At 63.3% G+C, this 18,066-nt stretch carries 18 protein-coding genes and 1 rRNA gene; 10 read left to right on the top strand and 9 right to left on the bottom strand.

Annotated elements, in window-relative coordinates; all coding sequences use genetic code 11:
* The first annotated feature begins 444 nt into the window (after positions 1 to 444).
* The 3 genes from ACQ5BL_RS15680 to trpC are packed head-to-tail and all read left to right on the top strand — an operon-like array spanning position 445 to position 2,920.
* Positions 445 to 1,041 (top strand): aminodeoxychorismate/anthranilate synthase component II, encoded by a 597-nt coding sequence (locus ACQ5BL_RS15680; RefSeq protein ID WP_207887536.1) that lies wholly within the window; start codon positions 445 to 447, stop codon positions 1,039 to 1,041.
* A complete protein-coding gene (gene trpD / locus ACQ5BL_RS15675; RefSeq protein WP_243807847.1) occupies positions 1,038 to 2,087 on the top strand; it encodes an anthranilate phosphoribosyltransferase in 1,050 nt (349 codons plus the stop codon). The genes ACQ5BL_RS15680 and trpD overlap by 4 nt, the downstream gene beginning before the upstream one ends.
* Positions 2,084 to 2,920, top strand: coding sequence for an indole-3-glycerol phosphate synthase TrpC (gene trpC / locus ACQ5BL_RS15670; protein ID WP_243807845.1), 837 nt, complete (start codon positions 2,084 to 2,086; stop codon positions 2,918 to 2,920). The genes trpD and trpC overlap by 4 nt, the downstream gene beginning before the upstream one ends.
* 59 nt (positions 2,921 to 2,979) lie before the next feature.
* Here trpC and crp read toward each other — a convergent pair whose 3' ends face one another.
* The gene (gene crp, locus ACQ5BL_RS15665; RefSeq protein ID WP_207887533.1) at positions 2,980 to 3,627 is read right to left on the bottom strand and encodes a cAMP-activated global transcriptional regulator CRP; all 648 of its coding nucleotides are present in this window, start codon (positions 3,625 to 3,627) and stop codon (positions 2,980 to 2,982) included.
* Positions 3,628 to 4,006: 379 nt separating this feature from the next.
* Between crp and ACQ5BL_RS15660 the strand changes: the two genes are divergently transcribed.
* Together ACQ5BL_RS15660 and speD are read left to right on the top strand one after the other, a co-directional pair.
* Positions 4,007 to 4,429, top strand: coding sequence for an OsmC family protein (locus ACQ5BL_RS15660; RefSeq protein WP_152219856.1), 423 nt, complete (start codon positions 4,007 to 4,009; stop codon positions 4,427 to 4,429).
* A gap of 222 nt (positions 4,430 to 4,651) precedes the next feature.
* Entirely contained in the window at positions 4,652 to 5,446 is a 795-nt protein-coding gene (speD, locus tag ACQ5BL_RS15655; protein ID WP_207887532.1) for an adenosylmethionine decarboxylase, read from the top strand.
* Between the two features lie 117 nt (positions 5,447 to 5,563).
* Here speD and coq7 read toward each other — a convergent pair whose 3' ends face one another.
* Positions 5,564 to 6,211: a 2-polyprenyl-3-methyl-6-methoxy-1,4-benzoquinone monooxygenase gene (gene coq7, locus ACQ5BL_RS15650; protein WP_207887531.1), complete on the bottom strand. Its 648-nt coding sequence runs from the start codon at positions 6,209 to 6,211 to the stop codon at positions 5,564 to 5,566.
* A gap of 96 nt (positions 6,212 to 6,307) precedes the next feature.
* The gene (locus ACQ5BL_RS15645; protein WP_243807843.1) at positions 6,308 to 6,646 is read right to left on the bottom strand and encodes a histidine triad nucleotide-binding protein; all 339 of its coding nucleotides are present in this window, start codon (positions 6,644 to 6,646) and stop codon (positions 6,308 to 6,310) included.
* 92 nt (positions 6,647 to 6,738) lie between these two features.
* Here ACQ5BL_RS15645 and ACQ5BL_RS15640 point away from each other — a divergent pair, with 92 nt between their 5' ends.
* A complete protein-coding gene (locus tag ACQ5BL_RS15640; RefSeq protein ID WP_207887529.1) occupies positions 6,739 to 8,220 on the top strand; it encodes an AAA family ATPase in 1,482 nt (493 codons plus the stop codon).
* Between the two features lie 7 nt (positions 8,221 to 8,227).
* On the opposite strand, the gene ACQ5BL_RS15635 is transcribed toward ACQ5BL_RS15640, so the two are convergent.
* From ACQ5BL_RS15635 to hemJ, 4 genes are all read right to left on the bottom strand, one after another.
* A complete protein-coding gene (locus ACQ5BL_RS15635) occupies positions 8,228 to 9,016 on the bottom strand; it encodes an SDR family NAD(P)-dependent oxidoreductase (RefSeq protein WP_243807842.1) in 789 nt (262 codons plus the stop codon).
* Positions 9,017 to 9,071: 55 nt separating this feature from the next.
* The gene (locus tag ACQ5BL_RS15630) at positions 9,072 to 10,166 is read right to left on the bottom strand and encodes a DUF805 domain-containing protein (RefSeq protein WP_243807841.1); all 1,095 of its coding nucleotides are present in this window, start codon (positions 10,164 to 10,166) and stop codon (positions 9,072 to 9,074) included.
* Between the two features lie 106 nt (positions 10,167 to 10,272).
* Positions 10,273 to 11,241, bottom strand: coding sequence for an NAD(P)H-dependent flavin oxidoreductase (locus ACQ5BL_RS15625; RefSeq protein WP_207887526.1), 969 nt, complete (start codon positions 11,239 to 11,241; stop codon positions 10,273 to 10,275).
* 18 nt (positions 11,242 to 11,259) lie between these two features.
* Entirely contained in the window at positions 11,260 to 11,682 is a 423-nt protein-coding gene (gene hemJ, locus ACQ5BL_RS15620) for a protoporphyrinogen oxidase HemJ (RefSeq protein ID WP_207887583.1), read from the bottom strand.
* A 266-nt stretch (positions 11,683 to 11,948) separates the two neighbouring features.
* On the opposite strand from hemJ, the gene argC reads away from it, so the two are divergent.
* Positions 11,949 to 12,983 (top strand): N-acetyl-gamma-glutamyl-phosphate reductase, encoded by a 1,035-nt coding sequence (gene argC, locus ACQ5BL_RS15615; RefSeq protein WP_243807840.1) that lies wholly within the window; start codon positions 11,949 to 11,951, stop codon positions 12,981 to 12,983.
* A gap of 135 nt (positions 12,984 to 13,118) precedes the next feature.
* Positions 13,119 to 13,469, top strand: coding sequence for an iron-sulfur cluster insertion protein ErpA (erpA, locus tag ACQ5BL_RS15610; protein ID WP_152219878.1), 351 nt, complete (start codon positions 13,119 to 13,121; stop codon positions 13,467 to 13,469).
* Between the two features lie 57 nt (positions 13,470 to 13,526).
* On the opposite strand, the gene ACQ5BL_RS15605 is transcribed toward erpA, so the two are convergent.
* Positions 13,527 to 14,618 (bottom strand): anhydro-N-acetylmuramic acid kinase, encoded by a 1,092-nt coding sequence (locus ACQ5BL_RS15605; protein ID WP_430293184.1) that lies wholly within the window; start codon positions 14,616 to 14,618, stop codon positions 13,527 to 13,529.
* Positions 14,619 to 14,621: 3 nt separating this feature from the next.
* Positions 14,622 to 16,067 carry a peptidoglycan DD-metalloendopeptidase family protein gene (locus ACQ5BL_RS15600; RefSeq protein ID WP_207887523.1) on the bottom strand — a complete coding sequence of 482 codons (1,446 nt, stop codon included), beginning with the start codon at positions 16,065 to 16,067 and terminating at the stop codon, positions 14,622 to 14,624.
* 182 nt (positions 16,068 to 16,249) lie between these two features.
* On the opposite strand from ACQ5BL_RS15600, the gene tyrS reads away from it, so the two are divergent.
* Both tyrS and ACQ5BL_RS15590 read left to right on the top strand, forming a co-directional pair.
* Positions 16,250 to 17,449 (top strand): tyrosine--tRNA ligase, encoded by a 1,200-nt coding sequence (tyrS, locus tag ACQ5BL_RS15595; protein ID WP_207887522.1) that lies wholly within the window; start codon positions 16,250 to 16,252, stop codon positions 17,447 to 17,449.
* A 544-nt stretch (positions 17,450 to 17,993) separates the two neighbouring features.
* A 16S ribosomal RNA gene (locus ACQ5BL_RS15590) occupies positions 17,994 to 18,066 on the top strand; the annotation flags it as partial.

Raw genomic sequence — 18,066 nt, 5'->3', positions numbered from 1 at the left:
CTTCGGCGGGGCTTTTCTTTTCCGTCGGAGCGGACTCCGTCCGCGATCTGGTCGTGCGCGCGGCTCATCGCGGACGGAGTCCGCTCCTACAAAATCAAAAGCCCCTTCATCCTGCGCAGAGATCGTCTGTGCTACCGAATCGTCGGCAGGCACGCCGTGCGTATTGCGCTGGCGCCCGGCCTTGGGCTACTGTTCGGGCATCGCTAGGCGAGACCGCAACCGTGATCCACCGCAGCCGCATCATCACCTCCCTCCTCAAGGCATTCGCCCGTTGGCGCTGGCGCGCCTGATTCCTTCTTTCCCGGCATAGCGCCGGTCTCTTCTTACGCGTCCATTTCCCCCATCCGCTGGCATAATTGCCAGATTCGCGCAGCCTGCGAGGCCGCAACGGGTGTCGACGATGGCGCGATCCGAAAGCAGTGCAATCATGAGGTTCGAGCAGACATGCTGCTGATGATCGATAACTACGACTCCTTCACCTACAACCTGGTGCAGTACTTCGCCGAGTTGAAGGCCGACATCCACGTTATTCGTAACGATGAACTGAGCGTCGACCAGATCGCCGCGCTCAATCCCGAACGCATCGTCCTGTCCCCCGGTCCGTGCACGCCGAACGAGGCGGGCGTGTCCCTGGAAGTCATCGAACGCTTCGCCGGCAAGCTGCCGCTGCTGGGCGTGTGCCTGGGCCACCAGTCCATCGGCCAGGCCTTCGGTGGCGATGTGGTGCGGGCTCGCCAGGTCATGCACGGCAAGGTCAGCCCGGTGTTCCACAAGGACCTGGGCGTATTCGCCGGCCTGAACAATCCGCTGACCCAGACCCGCTACCACTCCCTGGTGGTCAAGCGCGAGACGCTGCCCGACTGCCTGGAGATCACCGCCTGGACTGCGCTGGAGGACGGCTCGGTCGACGAGATCATGGGCCTGCGGCACAAGACGCTGAACGTCGAGGGCGTGCAGTTCCACCCGGAGTCGATCCTCTCCGAACAGGGCCATGAAATGCTGGCCAACTTCCTCAAGCAGACCGGTGGGGTGCGCGCATGAACATCAAGGAAGCCCTCGGCCGTGTGGTCAACCAGCTGGACCTGACTACCGAGGAAATGCAGGACGTCATGCGCGAGATCATGACCGGGCAGTGCACCGACGCGCAGATCGGCGCCTTCCTCATGGGCATGCGGATGAAGAGCGAGACCATCGACGAGATCGTCGGCGCCGTTTCTGTGATGCGCGAGCTGGCCGACCAGGTCGAACTGGATAGCCTGAAGCACGTGGTCGACGTGGTCGGCACCGGTGGCGACGGCGCCAACATCTTCAACGTGTCCTCGGCGGCTGCCTTCGTGGTCGCCGCGGCGGGTGGCAAGGTCGCCAAGCACGGTAACCGCGCAGTCTCCGGCAAGAGTGGCAGCGCCGACCTGCTGGAAGCCGCCGGCATCTACCTGGACCTCAAGCCGGTTCAGGTGAAGCGCTGCATCGAGACCGTCGGCGTCGGCTTCATGTTCGCCCAGGTCCACCACAAGGCCATGAAGCACGCCGCCGCGCCGCGCCGCGAGCTGGGGCTGCGTACCCTGTTCAACATGCTCGGCCCGCTGACCAATCCGGCCGGCGTGAAGCACCAGGTGGTCGGTGTGTTCAGCCAGGCGCTGTGCCGCCCGCTGGCCGAGGTGCTCAAGCGCCTGGGCAGCGAGCACATCCTGGTGGTGCATTCCCGCGACGGCCTGGACGAGTTCAGCCTCGCCGCGCCGACCCATGTCGCCGAGCTGAAGGACGGCGTGGTCAGCGAATACGAAGTGCAGCCGGAAGACTTCGGCATCAAGAGCCAGAGCCTGATCGGCCTGACCGTGGACAGCCCACAGCAGTCGCTGGAGCTGATCCGTGACGCCCTCGGTCGGCGCAAGACCGAAGCCGGGCAGAAGGCTGCCGAGCTGATCGTGCTCAACGCCGGCGCCGCGCTCTACGCCGCGGACCTGGCCACCAGCCTGCACGAAGGCATACAACTGGCCCACGACGCCCTGCACACGGGGCTGGCGCGGGAGAAGATGGAAGAGCTGGCGGCCTTCACCGCCGTTTACCGAGAGGAGAACGCACAGTGAGTGTGCCGACGGTTCTGCAGAAGATCCTGGCCCGCAAGGCCGAAGAAGTCGCCGAACGCCGCACCCGCGTCAGCATCGCCGAGCTCGAGCAGCTGGCGCGCGCCGCTGACGCCCCGCGCGGTTTCGCCAATGCCCTGCTGGAGCGCGCCAAGCGCCGCGAGCCGGCGGTCATCGCCGAAGTGAAGAAGGCTTCGCCGAGCAAGGGCGTCCTGCGCGAGAATTTCGACCCGGCCGATATCGCCCGCAGCTATCAGGAAGGCGGCGCAGCCTGCCTGTCCGTGCTGACCGACGTGGACTTCTTCCTGGGTAGCGATGCCTACCTCAAGGAAGCCCGTGCCGCGTGCAAGCTGCCGGTGATCCGCAAGGACTTCATGATCGATCCGTACCAGGTGGTTGAAGCCCGTGCCATTGGCGCCGACTGCATTCTGCTGATCGTCTCGGCGCTGGACGATGCGCGCATGGCTGAGCTGGCCTCGGTGGCCAAGGACGTCGGCCTCGACGTGCTGGTGGAGGTGCACGATGCCCCGGAACTGGAGCGTGCGCTGAAGACCCTGGACACTCCGCTGGTGGGTATCAACAACCGCAACCTGCACACCTTCGAGGTGAGCCTGGAAACCACCCTCGACCTGCTGCCGGAAATCCCGCGCGACCGCATGGTGATCACCGAGAGCGGCATCCTCAACCGCGCCGACGTCGAGCTGATGGAAGTCAGCGACGTGTTCGGCTTCCTGGTGGGCGAAGCCTTCATGCGTGCCGAGGAGCCGGGTACCGAGCTCAAGCGCCTGTTCTTCCCCGAACAGGGCAAGGTCAAGCTGGGCGCCGATCCGGACTGATCGTTCCTGCGGACACAAAAAAGCCGGCGATTGCCGGCTTTTTTGCATCCACGGAAATCTCAGCGAGTGCCGAAGACCACCATGGTCTTGCCCTTCACGTGCACCAGACCCTGTTCCTCCAGGCTCTTGAGCACGCGGCCGACCATCTCGCGGGAGCAGCCGACGATGCGGCCGATTTCCTGGCGGGTGATCTTGATCTGCATGCCGTCCGGGTGGGTCATGGCGTCCGGTTGCTGGCACAGGTCCAGCAGGGTACGGGCGACACGGCCGGTGACGTCGAGGAAGGCCAGGTCGCCGACCTTGCGGGTGGTCTTGCGCAGGCGGTCGGCCATCTGGCTGCCGAGGGTGAAGAGAATCTCCGGGTCCTGCTGGCTCAGTTCACGGAACTTGGCATAGCTGATCTCGGCGACTTCGCACTCGGTCTTGGCGCGGACCCAGGCGCTGCGCTCCTGGCTGGCGCTGCCTTCCTTCTCGAAGAGCCCCATCTCCCCGAAGAAGTCGCCGGTGTTGAGATAGCCGATGATCATCTCGCGACCATCGTCGTCCTCGATCAGGACGGTGACCGACCCCTTGATGATGAAGAACAGGCTCTCGCAGCGATCCCCGGCGTAGATGATGGTGCTCTTGGCGGTGAAGCGGCGGCGGTGGCAGTGCGCGAGAAGCTTGTCGAGGTTCTTGATTTTGGGTGTAAGGGTAATAGCTACCATGCCCGAGTCCCGGAAAGTAAAAGAGTGGCCTTTGCACAACAGGCGTCTAATGATTTTTTATTCAGTATGAGTAGTGGCGCCGCATGTCCCTGGCTGATCCCCCTCGATCCCCAGGGCGGCAAGATTGTCCCTTGGTGCAATGACTTGCCTGTAGGTAATCGGGCAAGAGATTAACAGACGACGTGTTACCAACAATGGGAAAACCGGAACATTCGTCGGGACAATTTCCGAGAGTGTGCCAGTAAAATGGCGCCAGCTTAAGTGATAAATGTCTGTAGGCCTCGCCGAATTGAGACACAGCTAACAGCCGGCGCCTCCCCTGGGCGGTGGAAAGGGCTGTGATAAGCTGGCGCCCCTTTTTTCGGCGGAGTTCTTCTCAATGAAAGCGCGAATCCAGTGGGCTGGCGAAGCGATGTTTCTCGGCGAGTCCGGCAGCGGCCACGTGGTGGTGATGGACGGTCCGCCGGATGCCGGTGGTCGCAATCTGGGCGTGCGCCCGATGGAAATGCTGCTGCTTGGCCTGGGCGGCTGCACCAACTTCGACGTGGTGAGCATCCTGAAGAAGGGCCGCCAGCCGGTAGAAAGCTGCGAGGCCTTCCTCGAAGCCGAGCGCGCCAGCGAAGACCCGAAGGTATTCACCAAGATCCACGTGCACTTCGTGGTCAAGGGCCGTGGGCTGAAGGAAGCGCAGGTCAAGCGTGCGGTCGAGCTGTCGGCCGAGAAGTACTGCTCCGCCTCGATCATGCTCGGCCGCGCCGGCGTCGAGATCACTCACGACTACGAGATCGTCGAACTCGGCTGACAGCCAGCTTCATCCTTTCATCATCAAGGGTGCGCAAACTCTGGCAGAGGTCGCCTGACCTCTGCATAATGCGCCACCTTTTTTCCGGGCCCTCCGGCCCGAAACCAAGCAACCACAATCGCCATCGCGAAGAGGTGTAAACCGTCCTACGCAGGTGCGCCGTACGCATCTGACGGGCATGCTCAACCACGCGGCAGAGCCGCATTGAAGAGAGTTCCCACGGTGAAAAGCAAACTCAAGCTCCACGGGTTCAACAACCTGACGAAGACCTTGAGCTTCAACATCTATGACATCTGCTATGCCGAGACGCCTGAAGACCAGCAGGCCTACGTGCAGTACATCGACGAAGAGTACGATGCCGAACGTCTCACGCAGATCCTCACCGATGTTGTCGACATCATTGGCGCAAACATCCTGAACATCGCGCGTCAGGACTACGATCCGCAAGGCGCCAGCGTGACCATCCTGATCTCCGAGCAGCCGGTCACCCCGACCGACAGCCAGATCGAGGAATCCCCGGGGCCGCTACCGGAAACCATCCTGGCGCACCTCGACAAGAGCCACATCACCGTGCACACCTATCCGGAGATCCATCCGGTGGAAGGCATTGCGACCTTCCGGGTGGACATCGATGTGTCGACCTGCGGCGTCATCTCGCCGCTCAAGGCGCTCAACTACCTGATCCACCAGTTCGACTCGGACATCGTCACCGTGGATTACCGCGTACGTGGCTTCACCCGCGACGTGGAAGGCAAGAAGCACTTCATCGACCACGAGATCAACTCGATCCAGAACTATCTCTCCGACGACACGTACGAGGCCTATCAAATGACCGACGTGAACGTGTACCAGGAGAACATGTTCCACACCAAGATGCTGCTCAAGGAATTCGACCTGGATAACTACCTGTTCGGCGATGCGACCCGCAACCTGTCGCCCGAGCAGCGCAAGCAGGTGGAAGAGCGTGTGCGTCATGAGATGCTGGAAATCTTCTACGCGCGCAACATGCCGCGCTGATCGGGCGACTGCGCTGGGAGATACGGCTTTTCGCCTTGTCTCTCCTGCGTTCGTAACGCTCGATAGTGGAAACGAAAAAGGGCGCCCGGTGGGCGCCCTTTTTCGTTTCTGGCCGGTTCAGATCCGGTAGGTGGACTTGGTCATCACCTTCGACAGCAGGGTCATGCCGAACTTCACCGGCGCCGGGAAGCGCAGGCCGCCGGCCTCGATGGCGCTGGTGGCGTGGTGCTGTTCATCGGAACGCATCTGTTCCAGGATGGCGCGGGACTTCTGGTCCTCGGCGGGAATCTCCGTCAGGTGTTCGTCGAGGTGCTTGCACACCTGGTCCTCGGTGGCGGCGACGAAGCCGAGGCTGACGCGGTCGCTGATCAGGCCGGCGGCGGCGCCGACGCCGAACGACAGGCCGTAGAACAGCGGGTTGAGCAGGCTCGGGCGGCTGCCCAGTTCGCGGATGCGCTGTTCGCACCAGGCCAGGTGATCGACTTCTTCGTCGGCGGCGGCTTCCATGGCCTTGCGCACTTTCGGCAGCTTGGCGGTCAGCGCCTGGCCCTGGTACAGCGCCTGGGCGCAGACTTCACCGGTGTGATTGATGCGCATCAGCCCGGCGACGTGGCGGGCATCGGTTTCGCTGAGCTCGGCGTCCGGCTGGACGATGGCAGGTGACGGGCGCCCGGGGTGACCGCTGAAGGGCAGCAGGGTACGCAAGGCGGCATCGGCCTGCAGCAGGAAGCGGTCGGCGGGGGAGTAGTGACGGTCGGCGGACATGGCGCACCTCCGGTAAGAACATTCGCCCGGCAGTTTACCGGATGGCGGATGACAGGTCTTGCCGTGGTGCGCGCAAAGAGTCCCGGTAGCCGGTTACTAGCCCGGCGGCCAATGCATCTGACGCTGGCCGAGCACATGCATGTGGATGTGATGCACGGTCTGTCCGCCCAGGTCATTGCAGTTCATCACCACACGGAAGCCTTCGTCGCAGGCCAATTCCTTCGCCAGGCGCTGGGCGGTGAAGAGGATATGGCCGGCCAGCGGCTTGTCCGCTTCCTGCAGGTCGTTGAGGGTGGCGATGTGTTTCTTGGGAACCACCAGGAAGTGCACCGGCGCCTGCGGGCCGATGTCATGGAAGGCTATCACCTGGTCATCTTCATAGAGCTTGCGCGCGGGAATCTCCCCGGCGACGATCTTGCAGAACAAACAGTCCACGGACGTTCCTCCGATCTGGTTGGCTGGAACAGGAGTTTAGCGGCCGTGACCCGCACCGCCCAGACTCGCGGCGGTATTCGCAAGGAGCCAGCGTGCAGAACGACATCCATGATCTGGGCCTGGTGCTCGATTCCAGGGTCAAGCTGATCGTGATCGAGTCCTGGGACGAGCCAAGGGTGCTGGAGACCCTGACCGGCCTTGCGGTGCGCCGTGGGCTCGACCTGCGGCTGTGGTCGGCGACCGAGGGCCTGCAGCGCCTGGGATTCGGCGGCGAGCCGCAGGGAGAGGGCGACAGCCGAGAGGCGGAAACCGCACTGCGGCTGATCAAGGCCGATCCGCAGCCGACCCTCTACGTGCTCTGCGACCTGCATCCCTATCTCAATGAGAGTCCCCGCGCGGTCCGCCTGCTCAAGGAGATCGCCATGGCCGAAGGGACGTTCAAGCCCACGGTGATACTGGTCTCCCATGCGCTGAAGCTGCCCGCGGAGATCCAGCGTTTCGCCGCGCGTTTCGCACTGTCGCTGCCCTCCGAGGACGAACTGGTGGGCATCGTCCGCGAGGAGGCCGCGCGCTGGAGCGAGCGCAACAGCGGAGCGCGCGTGCGCACTGACAATCGCACCCTGCGCCAGGTGGTGAAGAACCTGCGTGGCCTGAGCCACGGCGAGGCCCGTTTGCTGGCGCGGGGCGTGATCTGCAACGACGGTGCGATCACCCAGGAAGACTTGCCGGAACTCAATCGCACCAAATTCGAGCTGCTCAACCTGGATGGCGTGCTCAGCTTCGAGCACGACACTGCGCGCTTCGCCGAAGTGGGCGGGCTGGCGAACCTCAAGCGCTGGCTCGGCGAGCGGCAGGGCGCCTTCACCGAGGGCAAGGAGAAAGACCTGCCCAAGGGCGTGCTGCTGGTCGGCGTGCAGGGCGGCGGCAAGAGCCTCGCGGCGAAGGCTGTCGCCGGGCTCTGGGGCCTGCCGCTGCTGCGTCTGGATTTCGGCAGTCTGTACAACAAGTATTTCGGCGAGACCGAGCGCAACCTGCGCGAGGCGCTGCACCTGGCTGACAGCATGTCGCCTTGCGTGCTCTGGGCGGACGAGATCGAGAAGGGCGTGGCCACCGGCGACCAGGACAACGGGGTCAGCCAGCGTGTGCTCGGTACCCTGCTGACCTGGATGTCCGAACGCAAGGCGCCGGTATTCATGGTCGCCACCGCCAATGCCATCGACCGCCTGCCGCCGGAACTGGTGCGCAAGGGGCGCTTCGACGAGCTGTTCTTCGTCGATCTGCCGGATCGCGATGTACGCATGGACATCTTTCGCATCCACCTCGCGCGCCGCGAACTGGATGTGGCGCAGTTCGAGCCGGGCGCGCTGGCCGATGCCGCCGAGGGCTTTTCCGGCGCGGAGATCGAGCAGGCCGTGGTCGGCGCCTTTTATGCCGCCCAGGCACGGCAGAAGTCGGTGGATCAGTCCTTGCTGCTGGAGGAAATCCGGCGGACGGCGCCGCTGTCGGTGGTGATGGCGGAGGAGTTGGCCGCATTGCGGGAGTGGGCCGACGGCCGCACCGTGCGGGCCGACTGAGTTCGCCTCAGCTGGCCAGCGCCATGCGGTTGATCCGACCGGCGAGTTTGCGCATGACCCAGCGCGGCAGCAGTCGCACACCCTGGGCAAACAGACGGTTGCGCCAGCCGGGAATGATGATGGCGGGCGCTCGGCGCAGGGCCTTCACGGTGAGAAAGGCGACCTGTTCCGGGGACATGATCCGCTTGTCGTTGCCGACCTTGCCCAGGTGCATGTCGGCGTTGCGGTAGAACGCGGTGCGGGTGGGACCGGGGCAGAGTACGGAGACCTTGATGCCGCGTTTTTTCAGCTCTTCGCGCAGGCCTTCGGAGAAGTGCAGCACGAACGCCTTGCTGGCGTAATAGCTGCTCATCCACGGGCCGGGCAGCAATCCGGCCATTGAAGCGACGTTGAGAATCTGCCCGCCGCCGCTGCGCTCCATCATGGCGCCGATGCCGTGACACAGGCGCGCCACGGCGAGCACGTTGAGCTCCAGCAGTTCCTGCTCGCCGGACCAGTCATGATCGACGAAGGCGCCCGAGGTGCCGATGCCGGCGTTGTTCACCAGCAGCTCGATCTGCCGCCCGCTTTGCTCCAGTTCGTGGAGCAGGCCGGAGATCTGCAGCGGCTCGGAGAGATCGCAGACGCGGAACAGCACCTCGACGCCGAAGCGTTGCGACAGCTCACAGGCGATGCTGTCCAGCGCGTCGCGCTGGCGGGCAACCAGGATCAGCGCCTGGCCGCGCCGGGCGAGGGCTTCGGCCAGCGCCAGGCCGATGCCGCTGGAGGCGCCGGTAATGAGGGCAAAACGAGGCATTCAAAGGTCTCTGTGGCGGGGTGGCGTTCGACCACGCCCGCCACGGGTTGTTGCATTACTGGTCGGTGCTGCCGGCGTCGTCGGAGTCCGCGCCTTCGGTATCGCCGCTGTTGAACTCGCTGGACGGTTCGGCCGGGGCGGCGGCATCCGGTTCGGCCTGCTGGTACTGGGCCGCATGGCTGCGCTCGACGTACTGCTCGTAACTGGGAATCGCGATGGCGGCAAGGATACCGAACACCACCGGAACGATCACCATGCTCCAGGCCAGCGCCACCACGCCGCGGCTGTTGGGCGGCGGCGGCGGACCGTAGCGGTTGGCGCCGTCGTTGCCGGGGATCAGCATCATCAGCAGAGGGAACACGCTGCCGACCACCGGGACGATGTTGAGCAGCATCAGCCATCCCGACCAGCCGACATCGTGCAGGCGCTGGACGCCCATCATGATGCCGACGACCACGTAGGCGATGAACACGACGGCCGCGAGCAGGATGCCCAGCGTCTGGGACAGGGCGAAGGCACCGGCCACCAGCAGGAAGATCGGAATGCCGACCAGGAACAGCGCCATGCTCCAGCCCAGGTAGCGCACCCGGCCGATACGCCCCTCGGTGGTGAAGGGCCTGAGCTCGCCGAACTCTGGCAGCTCATCACCCACGTGGGCCTGCGGCGGCGCATAGGGGGAGGCGGTCGATGCACTCATGCCGGTTGCCGCCGCGCTGGCGTTCATCTCTGTCTGGCGGGCGAGGTAGCGCTCGATGATGATGCCGCAGGCGGCGCAGTCGCTGGCCTTGAGCTGTACATGCCCGCATTTGGGGCAGGCCATCTGGTCGTCGCGGATCGTTTCGGCGGGAGCCTGGTTGGCAGCCGTCGCTTCGCTGGGATGGTCGTCGGTCTCGACCAGGCTCAGGCCTCCCGCCCGTTCCTCGGCTTCCTTGCGGGCGTTGGCGCCTGCGCCATGCAGGGCGCGGAGGTACTTGTCGGCTTCGTCGTCAGAGAGGTCGCGCTTGAGGACTACGGGTTTGCCGCTGAACAGCGCGTCGATCTTCGACGTGTCGCTCTTGAACAGGCGGGCGAGATTCTCCTTGGCGGTTTCCAGTGGCGTCTGCGGCATCAGCGTGCCGTCGAACACGATCTTGAAACGGGCTTGGTCCATTGGGGCATCCTTGTCAGCGGGCTGTGGTGAGATCGATACAGCGTAATAGCGCCATTGAGGGGCAACAAGTTGCCCCGATGCACATATCGGCAGACGGTGGGGCTGCTCAGACCAGCAGGTGGCCGGGCAGCGTCGTGCTGCGGGTCAGGGCCTGGCGGTATTCGTTGTCGAGCCGTGCGATGAGCTCCTCCACGGACGGCAGGTCATGGATGTTGCCTACGCCCTGGCCGGCCGACCAGACGGTCTTCCAGGCCTTGGCCTCGTCGCTCACCGGCTTGAGCTTCTCGCCATAGTTGATGTCGGCCTTGTCGGTCAGGCGCTTCAGGTCGAAGCCGGCGGCCTCCAGGCTCTGGCGCATGAAGCTGGCCGGTACGCCGGACACTGCGGGCGTATGGATGATGTCGGCGGCGCGGGCTTCGAGCAGCATCCGCTTGTAGTCGGTGGACGCATTGCTCTCGCGGGTGGCGATGAAGCGCGTGCCGAGATAGGCGAGGTCGGCCCCGAGCACCTGGGCGGCGAGAATCTCGTGGCCGTGGTTGATGCAGCCGGCCAGCAGCAGGGTCTTGTCGAAGAACTGGCGGATTTCCGCGACCAGCGCGAAGGGACTCCAGGTACCGGCATGGCCGCCAGCGCCGGCGGCAACCGCGATCAGGCCGTCGACCCCGGCCTCCGCAGCCTTTTCGGCATGGCGGCGGGTGGTGACGTCGTGGAAGACCAGTCCGCCATAGCTGTGCACCGCATCCACTACCTCGCGCACGGCACCCAGGCTGGTGATGACGATGGGCACCCGATGCTCCACGCACAGCGCCAGGTCCGCCTGCAGGCGCGGGTTGCTGTGGTGGACGATGAGATTCACCGCATAGGGCGCCGCCTTGGGATCGGCGGCGAGGCCCGCTTCGATTTCCTCCAGCCAGGCCTTGAAGCCGCTGCTTTCGCGCTGGTTCAGCGCCGGGAAGCTGCCGACGATGCCGCCCTTGCAGCAGGCCAGCACCAGTTGCGGAGTGGACACCAGGAACATCGGTGCCGCCACCAGGGGCACGCGCAGGCGGCGGTCGAGCAGGGCGGGCAGGGACATGACGGTCTCCTTGTCGGGTCAGAAGGGTTTGACCACCACCAGAATGACGATGGCCAGCAGGAACAGTACCGGTACTTCGTTGAACCAACGGTAGAACACGTGGCTGCGGGCGTTCTCGCCACGGGCGAAGCGCTTGAGCATGGCCCCGCAGGCGTGGTGGTAGCCGATCAGCAGGACCACCAGGGTGAGCTTGGCGTGCAGCCAGCCCTGGCTCAGCCAGGCCGGATTGAGGTAGAGCATCCAGGCGCCGAGGACGATGGTGAGGATCATCGACGGCCCCATGATGCCGCGGTACAGCTTGCGCTCCATCACGCAGAAGCGCTCGCGGCTCGCGGCGTCCTCGCTCATGGCGTGGTAGACGAACAGGCGCGGCAGGTAGAACAGGCCAGCGAACCAGCAGACCACGGCAATGATGTGAAAGGCTTTGAGCCACAGGTACAGCATCGGGACTTCCTCGGATCGGTGATGAGCCGATAGTAGTGGCGTGGTGCAATGGCGTCATCCTCGGCGCAGCAGCGCTGCGGCGGTGATCGTTTTCCCGTGTCGATTGGTGTCGGGAGCTGCGCTTGCCGGTGCGCTGATCGGAAAGGGGAAACCGCGGGCCGACAGAATGGTCGACCCCATGCGGATTCGCTCTGTTCAGCGGGGGCAGCGGCTCATATCATGGTTGCCCCTGAATTTGGCCCCATAGGTGGAGTGACAGGTAGATGATCAAGGTCGGTATCGTAGGTGGCACGGGTTATACGGGCGTGGAACTGCTGCGTCTGCTGGCACAGCATCCCCAGGCGCGCGTCGAGGTGATTACCTCGCGCTCCGAGGAGGGCGTGAAAGTCGCCGACATGTACCCGAACCTGCGAGGCCACTATGACGGCCTGGCGTTCAGCGTGCCGGACGTGAAGCGTCTGGGCGACTGCGACGTGGTGTTCTTCGCTACCCCGCACGGTGTGGCCCATGCCCTGGCCGGCGAGCTGCTGGCCACCGGTACCCGGGTGATCGACCTGTCCGCCGACTTCCGCCTGCAGGACGCCGAGGAGTGGGCCAAGTGGTACGGCCAGCCCCACGGCGCGCCCGAACTGCTGCCCGAAGCCGTCTACGGCCTGCCGGAAGTCAACCGCGAGGCCATCAAGGCTGCGCGCCTGATCGCTGTTCCCGGCTGCTATCCGACCGCCACCCAGCTCGGCTTCATCCCGCTGCTGGAGAAGGGCCTGGCTGATGCCAGCCAACTGATCGCTGACTGCAAGTCCGGCGTCAGCGGTGCCGGTCGTGGCGCCAAGGTCGGTTCGCTGTTCTGCGAGGCTGGTGAGAGCATGATGGCTTACTCGGTCAAGGGTCACCGTCACCTGCCGGAAATCAGCCAGGGCCTGCGCCGCGCCGCAAAAGGCGATGTCGGCCTGACCTTCGTCCCGCACCTGACCCCGATGATCCGTGGCATTCACGCAACCCTGTATGCGCGCGTGGCCGACCGTGGCGTCGATCTGCAGAAGCTCTATGAAGAGCGCTATGCCAATGAACCGTTCGTCGACGTGATGCCGGCCGGCAGCCATCCGGAAACCCGCAGCGTGCGCGGCGCCAACGTCTGCCGCATCGCGGTGCATCGTCCGCAGGGCGGCGATCTGGTGGTGATCCTGTCGGTGATCGACAACCTGGTGAAAGGCGCGTCCGGCCAGGCGATCCAGAGCATGAACATCCTGTTCGGCCTGGACGAGCACATGGGCCTGTCCAACGTCGCGCTGCTGCCGTAAGGAAGGATCGCCCCGGGAGGCGGTCGATTGATCTGGACCAAAGGATGAGTCGGATTAGTTGACCGTTTTTCTGGGGTAAGCGGATAATAGCCCGCAATGTTGTAACGTACGGCCTCGGCCGGGAGAGTTGTCACCATGACCATCGAAACCTTCACCCCCACTCCGCTGGTGTTTTCCCTCGGCGCTGCGACCAAGGTGAAGAACCTGATCGACGAAGAAGGCAATCCGCGACTGAAGCTGCGGGTGTTCGTCACAGGCGGTGGCTGCTCGGGCTTCCAGTACGGGTTCACCTTCGATGAAGACACCGCGGACGACGACACCATCGTCGAGCGCGACGGTGTCAGCCTCGTGGTCGACCCGATGAGCTTCCAGTACCTCGCCGGTGCGGAAGTGGACTACCAGGAAGGCCTCGAAGGTTCGCGGTTCGTCATCAAGAACCCGAACGCAGCGACCACCTGTGGCTGCGGCCAGTCCTTCTCGATCTGAGGCTGTAGACATGAAAACGCCGCGCAATTGCGCGGCGTTTTTGTTTGTGCGCTCGGCTCAGGCCGGGTAGAGCCCACCCAGAATGCGCGGCCCCTGGGCGGCAGTGACTTCCGGGCAGTTGCCGGGCAGACGCTCGAGGAAACGATGAGCCAGCCAGGCGAAGGCCATGGCTTCCATCCATTCCGGCGGCACGCCGCGATCGATGCTGCTGATCACGCTGGCGCCCGGCATCTGCACCGCCAGGCGTTGCATCAGGGTGGTGTTGAAAGCTCCGCCGCCACAGACCACCACTTCCTGGCAACCGGGCTGCGCATCCAGCAGGGCAGCGGCAATGCTGTGTGCCGTCAGCTCCAGCAGGGTCGCCTGTACATCTTCGGCTTTTACCGCAGTGTGCTTGGCAAGAAGCGAAGCCAGCCAGTTCAGGTTGAAGCGTTCGCGGCCGGTGCTTTTCGGGCCTTTGGCGGCGAAGAAGTCGTCCGCCAGCATGTCGTGCAGCAATGCCGGGTCGATGCTGCCGCTGGCTGCCCAAGCGCCATCGCGATCGTAGGCTTCGCCGCGTTGCTCCTGAATCCAGGCGTCCAGCAGCACGTTGCCCGGACCGCAGTCGAATCCACGCACGGGTTGGCCGGGGCTGAGCAGGGAGACGTTGCTGAAGCCGCCAATGTTGAGGATCGCGCACTCTCGGCTATCCCGGCCGAACAGCGCCTGGTGGAAGGCTGGAACCAGGGGCGCGCCCTGGCCGCCGGCTGCCACGTCGCGGCGGCGGAAGTCGGCAATTACGTCGATGCCGGTCAGCTCGGCGAGCAGTGCCGGGTTGCCAATCTGTACGGTGAAGCCCAGGTGCGGCTCATGACGAATGGTCTGGCCGTGACTGCCAATGGCGCGAATCTCACTGGCGTCCAGGTTTTCACGGGCCAGCAGTTGCTTGATGCCTTGGGCGGCCAGGCGCACCCAACTGTTTTCCGCGAGGGCGGAGCGGGCGACTTCGTCCGGACCGGAAGAGCAGAGCGCCAGCAGGTCGGCGCGAAGCGTGGCAGGCATGGGGATATAGTGGGAGGCGAGCAGAGTGGTCTGCTCGCCTTGCTCGATCAGGGCGATGTCCAGCCCGTCGAGACTGGTTCCGGACATCACCCCCAGATAGAGCGGCATGGATCAGCGCTTGTTCAGGGCCAGGAAGGTTGCCTTCTCCTGGTCCATGCGAGCGATCAGCGGTTGGGTCTGAGCCAGGAAACGCTTGCGTTCCGGCCCGCTGAGCGGATCGGCCGTCGGCAGCTTGGCGCTCAGGGGGTCGACGTGCTGACCGTTGACCTGGAACTCGTAATGCAGGTGCGGGCCGGTGGCGAGGCCGGTCATGCCGACGTAACCGATGATCTGGCCCTGCTTCACTGCCACGCCGGAGCGGATGCCCTTGGCGAAGCGGCTCATGTGGCCGTACACGGTGCGATAGCGCTGGCCGTGCTGGATCACCACGGCGTTGCCGTAGCCGCCCTTGCGGCCGGCTTCGAGGATCTTGCCATCGCCGGTGGCCTTGATCGGGGTGCCGATCGGTGCGGCGTAGTCCACGCCCTTGTGTGCACGAATCTTGTTCAGGATGGGGTGGAAACGCCCAATCGAGAAGCGCGAGCTGATGCGGGCAAAGTCCACCGGCGTGCGGATGAATGCCTTGCGCATGCTGCTGCCGTCGGCGCGCAGGTAACTGGTGTTGCCCTGTTTGGTGGTGTAGCGCACCGCGGTGTATTCCTTGCCGCGGTTGATGAAGCGCACCGCGAGGATGCTCCCGGTGCCCACCTGTTTGCCCTTCACCTGCTGGGATTCGTAGATCACATCGAACTCGTCGCCCTCGCGGATATCCTGGGCGAAGTCGATGTCGTAGCCGAGGACGCTGGCCATCGACATGATCAGATCATGGGATAGCCCAGCGTTGCGGCCGGCCACGAACAGCGAGCTGTCTACGCGGCCGTGGGCATAGTTCGCGTGTACCGAGGGCTTGACCAGGTCGCGCTTGAAGTCATAGCCCTTGGCCGACTTGTTCAGGCTGATGGTCTCCAGGTCGTTGCGCTTGACCTTCAGGCCCTGCAACTCGCCCTTGGCGTCAATGAGGAAGTCCACGTCCTGGCCGACATCGAGACGGGTGAACTGCTTGGCGTCCTTGTTGGCGGCAAGCAAGTCGTGCACGACGTTCGCCGGCAGGCCGGCCTTCGCGAACACGTTGGAAAGAGTGTCGCCCTTGCCCACGGTCACGCTCTTCCACGCAGGGTCTGCGGGGGCGGAGGGGGAGGGTTGTTTGCTCGAGTCGGCGAGATCGTTCTTCTTGTCCGCGTCTTGTTCGGCGCTGTTCTGGTTGTCCGGCTGGCCTTCTATCTGTGCAAAAGGCGAAGAGCCGTCGTCTTCCGTGACCGGATTGGGTCGAAGGTCGTCTTTTTCCTGGAGGATCTGCTCGGTACCGCTGTCCAGCTCGAGATTGAGCGTGGTCTTCTTCGCCTCGACCTCGGCCGAGGGGAACACCAGCAGAGCCAAGCTGAGGAGCGCTGCTACACCGCTTGCGGCCAGCAGGTGACTCTTCGGATAGTACGGCGCTTTCTGATTGGATTGCGTCATGGCATGAGTGGTGTTTTTGGAATGTGAAATAACTGCCTAAAATATAATCAAATTCCCTCAGAGGCAACCCTGCTGACGGGCTTCTGACGTCCTGTCCTCTGGCGCCGGGCAAAACTTGTTTTTAGTGCCTGTTCTTGTATCGTTGGTTCCCTTTCGCAATTCGCAACGTACAGGAACCTGCAATGAAGTCGGTCGAAGAGCAGCTGGCGCTGATCAAGCGCGGAGCGGACGAAATTCTCGTGGAAGCCGAGCTGATCGAAAAGCTCAAGCGCGGCCAGCCCCTGCGTATCAAGGCCGGATTCGACCCGACCGCCCCTGACCTGCACCTCGGCCACACCGTTCTTATTAATAAGCTGCGCCAGTTCCAGGAGCTGGGGCACCAGGTGATCTTCCTGATCGGCGACTTCACTGGGATGATCGGTGACCCCAGTGGGAAAAGTGTTACCCGTCCTCCCCTCACTCGCGAGCAGGTTCTTGAGAACGCCGAGACCTACAAGGCCCAGGTTTTCAAGATTCTTGACCCCGCGAAGACCGAAGTAGCCTTCAACTCGACCTGGATGGACCAGCTTTCCCCTGCTGACTTTATCCGTCTGGCTTCCCAGTACACCGTTGCCCGCATGCTGGAACGCGATGATTTCAGCAAACGCTATGCCAGCAACCAGTCCATCGCCATTCACGAGTTCCTCTATCCGCTGGTTCAGGGCTATGACTCCGTCGCGCTGCGTGCTGACGTCGAGCTCGGCGGCACCGATCAGAAGTTCAACCTGCTGATGGGGCGTGAACTGCAGCGTGCCTATGGCCAGGATCCGCAGTGCATCCTGACCATGCCGCTGCTGGAAGGTCTGGATGGCGTGAAGAAGATGTCCAAGTCCCTGGGCAACTACATTGGCATCCAGGAGGCGCCGGGTGTCATGTACAGCAAGCTGGTCTCGATTCCCGACACCCTGATGTGGCGTTACTTCGAGCTGCTCAGCTTCCGTTCGATGGAAGAGATCGAGGGCTTCAGGAAGGATGTAGAGGCGGGCGCCAACCCGCGCGATATCAAGATCAAGCTGGCCGAGGAAATCGTTGCTCGCTTCCATGGTGAAGAGGCTGCCGCTTCGGCGCACAAGTCCGCGGGTAACCGTCTGAAGGATGGCGAGCTGCCGGAAGATCTGCCGGAAGTAGAGGTCGCGGCGTCGGAAGATCTGCCGATCGGGGCTGTCCTTAATAAGGCGGGTCTGGTGAAGAACTCCGCGGTCGCTCGCGACCTGCTGTCCTCCAGTGGCGTACGCGTGGATGGCGAAGTCGTGGATCGCAGCTTTGTCTTCAAGATCGGCGCCACTCACGTGCTGCAGGCTGGCAAGAAGGCCTTTGCACGCGTCTCCCTGGTTGCCGAGTAAAGAAAGTTTAAATTAGTCGTTGACGGCCAATTTAAACTCCCTATAATGCGCACCACTCCCAGCGACGAAGCGCTGAAAGAGCTTGAAAATCAAGCACTTACAGTAGGTCGAAGTTGGAAGTGGTGATCAGGCAGGTGATTCACTTGCCGCTCTTCATTGGCTGCTCCGGCGGCGAGCTGAAGAGAAGGTCATCGAGGTGCTTGACAGTGAGCTTGATCGCTGTAGAATGCGCCTCCCGCTGATGAGAAGGCTTCCTTCGCTGATGCGCAAGCGGTTGAGTAGAAAAGAGATTTTCGAAAATAACGCTTGACGGGAAAAGAGGTTAGCGTAGAATGCGCGCCTCGGTTGAGACGAAAGCCTCAGCCAAACGCTCTTTAACAAGTTGAATCAAGCAATTCGTGTGGGTGCTTGTGATGTAAGACTGATGATCGACTGATTATCAGCAACGCAAGTAACACTCGTGAATTCGAGAGTTTTAGCTCATTAAGTTGAGCATGCGATTGCTGAGCCAAGTTTAGGGTTTTCTCAAAACCCAAGCAGTATTGAACTGAAGAGTTTGATCATGGCTCAGATTGAACGCTGGCGGCAGGCCTAACACATGCAAGTCGAGCGGATGA

Source organism: Pseudomonas sp. B1-22 (assembly GCF_050474425.1).
Lineage (GTDB): Bacteria > Pseudomonadota > Gammaproteobacteria > Pseudomonadales > Pseudomonadaceae > Pseudomonas.
The sequence above is the reverse complement of the archived record's forward strand: the minus strand, read 5'-3'. Positions and strand labels throughout refer to the sequence as shown.

Excerpts from the sequence above, each read along its gene's own strand:
- ACQ5BL_RS15680 (WP_207887536.1), top strand. The coding sequence starts at position 445 with ATGCTGCTGATGATCGATAACTACGACTCCTTCACCTACAACCTGGTG.
- trpD (WP_243807847.1), top strand. The coding sequence starts at position 1,038 with ATGAACATCAAGGAAGCCCTCGGCCGTGTGGTCAACCAGCTGGACCTG.
- crp (WP_207887533.1), bottom strand. The coding sequence starts at position 3,627 with ATGGTAGCTATTACCCTTACACCCAAAATCAAGAACCTCGACAAGCTT.
- ACQ5BL_RS15660 (WP_152219856.1), top strand. The coding sequence starts at position 4,007 with ATGAAAGCGCGAATCCAGTGGGCTGGCGAAGCGATGTTTCTCGGCGAG.
- coq7 (WP_207887531.1), bottom strand. The coding sequence starts at position 6,211 with ATGTCCGCCGACCGTCACTACTCCCCCGCCGACCGCTTCCTGCTGCAG.
- ACQ5BL_RS15635 (WP_243807842.1), bottom strand. The coding sequence starts at position 9,016 with ATGCCTCGTTTTGCCCTCATTACCGGCGCCTCCAGCGGCATCGGCCTG.
- ACQ5BL_RS15630 (WP_243807841.1), bottom strand. The coding sequence starts at position 10,166 with ATGGACCAAGCCCGTTTCAAGATCGTGTTCGACGGCACGCTGATGCCG.
- ACQ5BL_RS15625 (WP_207887526.1), bottom strand. The coding sequence starts at position 11,241 with ATGTCCCTGCCCGCCCTGCTCGACCGCCGCCTGCGCGTGCCCCTGGTG.
- argC (WP_243807840.1), top strand. The coding sequence starts at position 11,949 with ATGATCAAGGTCGGTATCGTAGGTGGCACGGGTTATACGGGCGTGGAA.
- erpA (WP_152219878.1), top strand. The coding sequence starts at position 13,119 with ATGACCATCGAAACCTTCACCCCCACTCCGCTGGTGTTTTCCCTCGGC.
- ACQ5BL_RS15605 (WP_430293184.1), bottom strand. The coding sequence starts at position 14,618 with ATGCCGCTCTATCTGGGGGTGATGTCCGGAACCAGTCTCGACGGGCTG.
- ACQ5BL_RS15600 (WP_207887523.1), bottom strand. The coding sequence starts at position 16,067 with ATGACGCAATCCAATCAGAAAGCGCCGTACTATCCGAAGAGTCACCTG.
- tyrS (WP_207887522.1), top strand. The coding sequence starts at position 16,250 with ATGAAGTCGGTCGAAGAGCAGCTGGCGCTGATCAAGCGCGGAGCGGAC.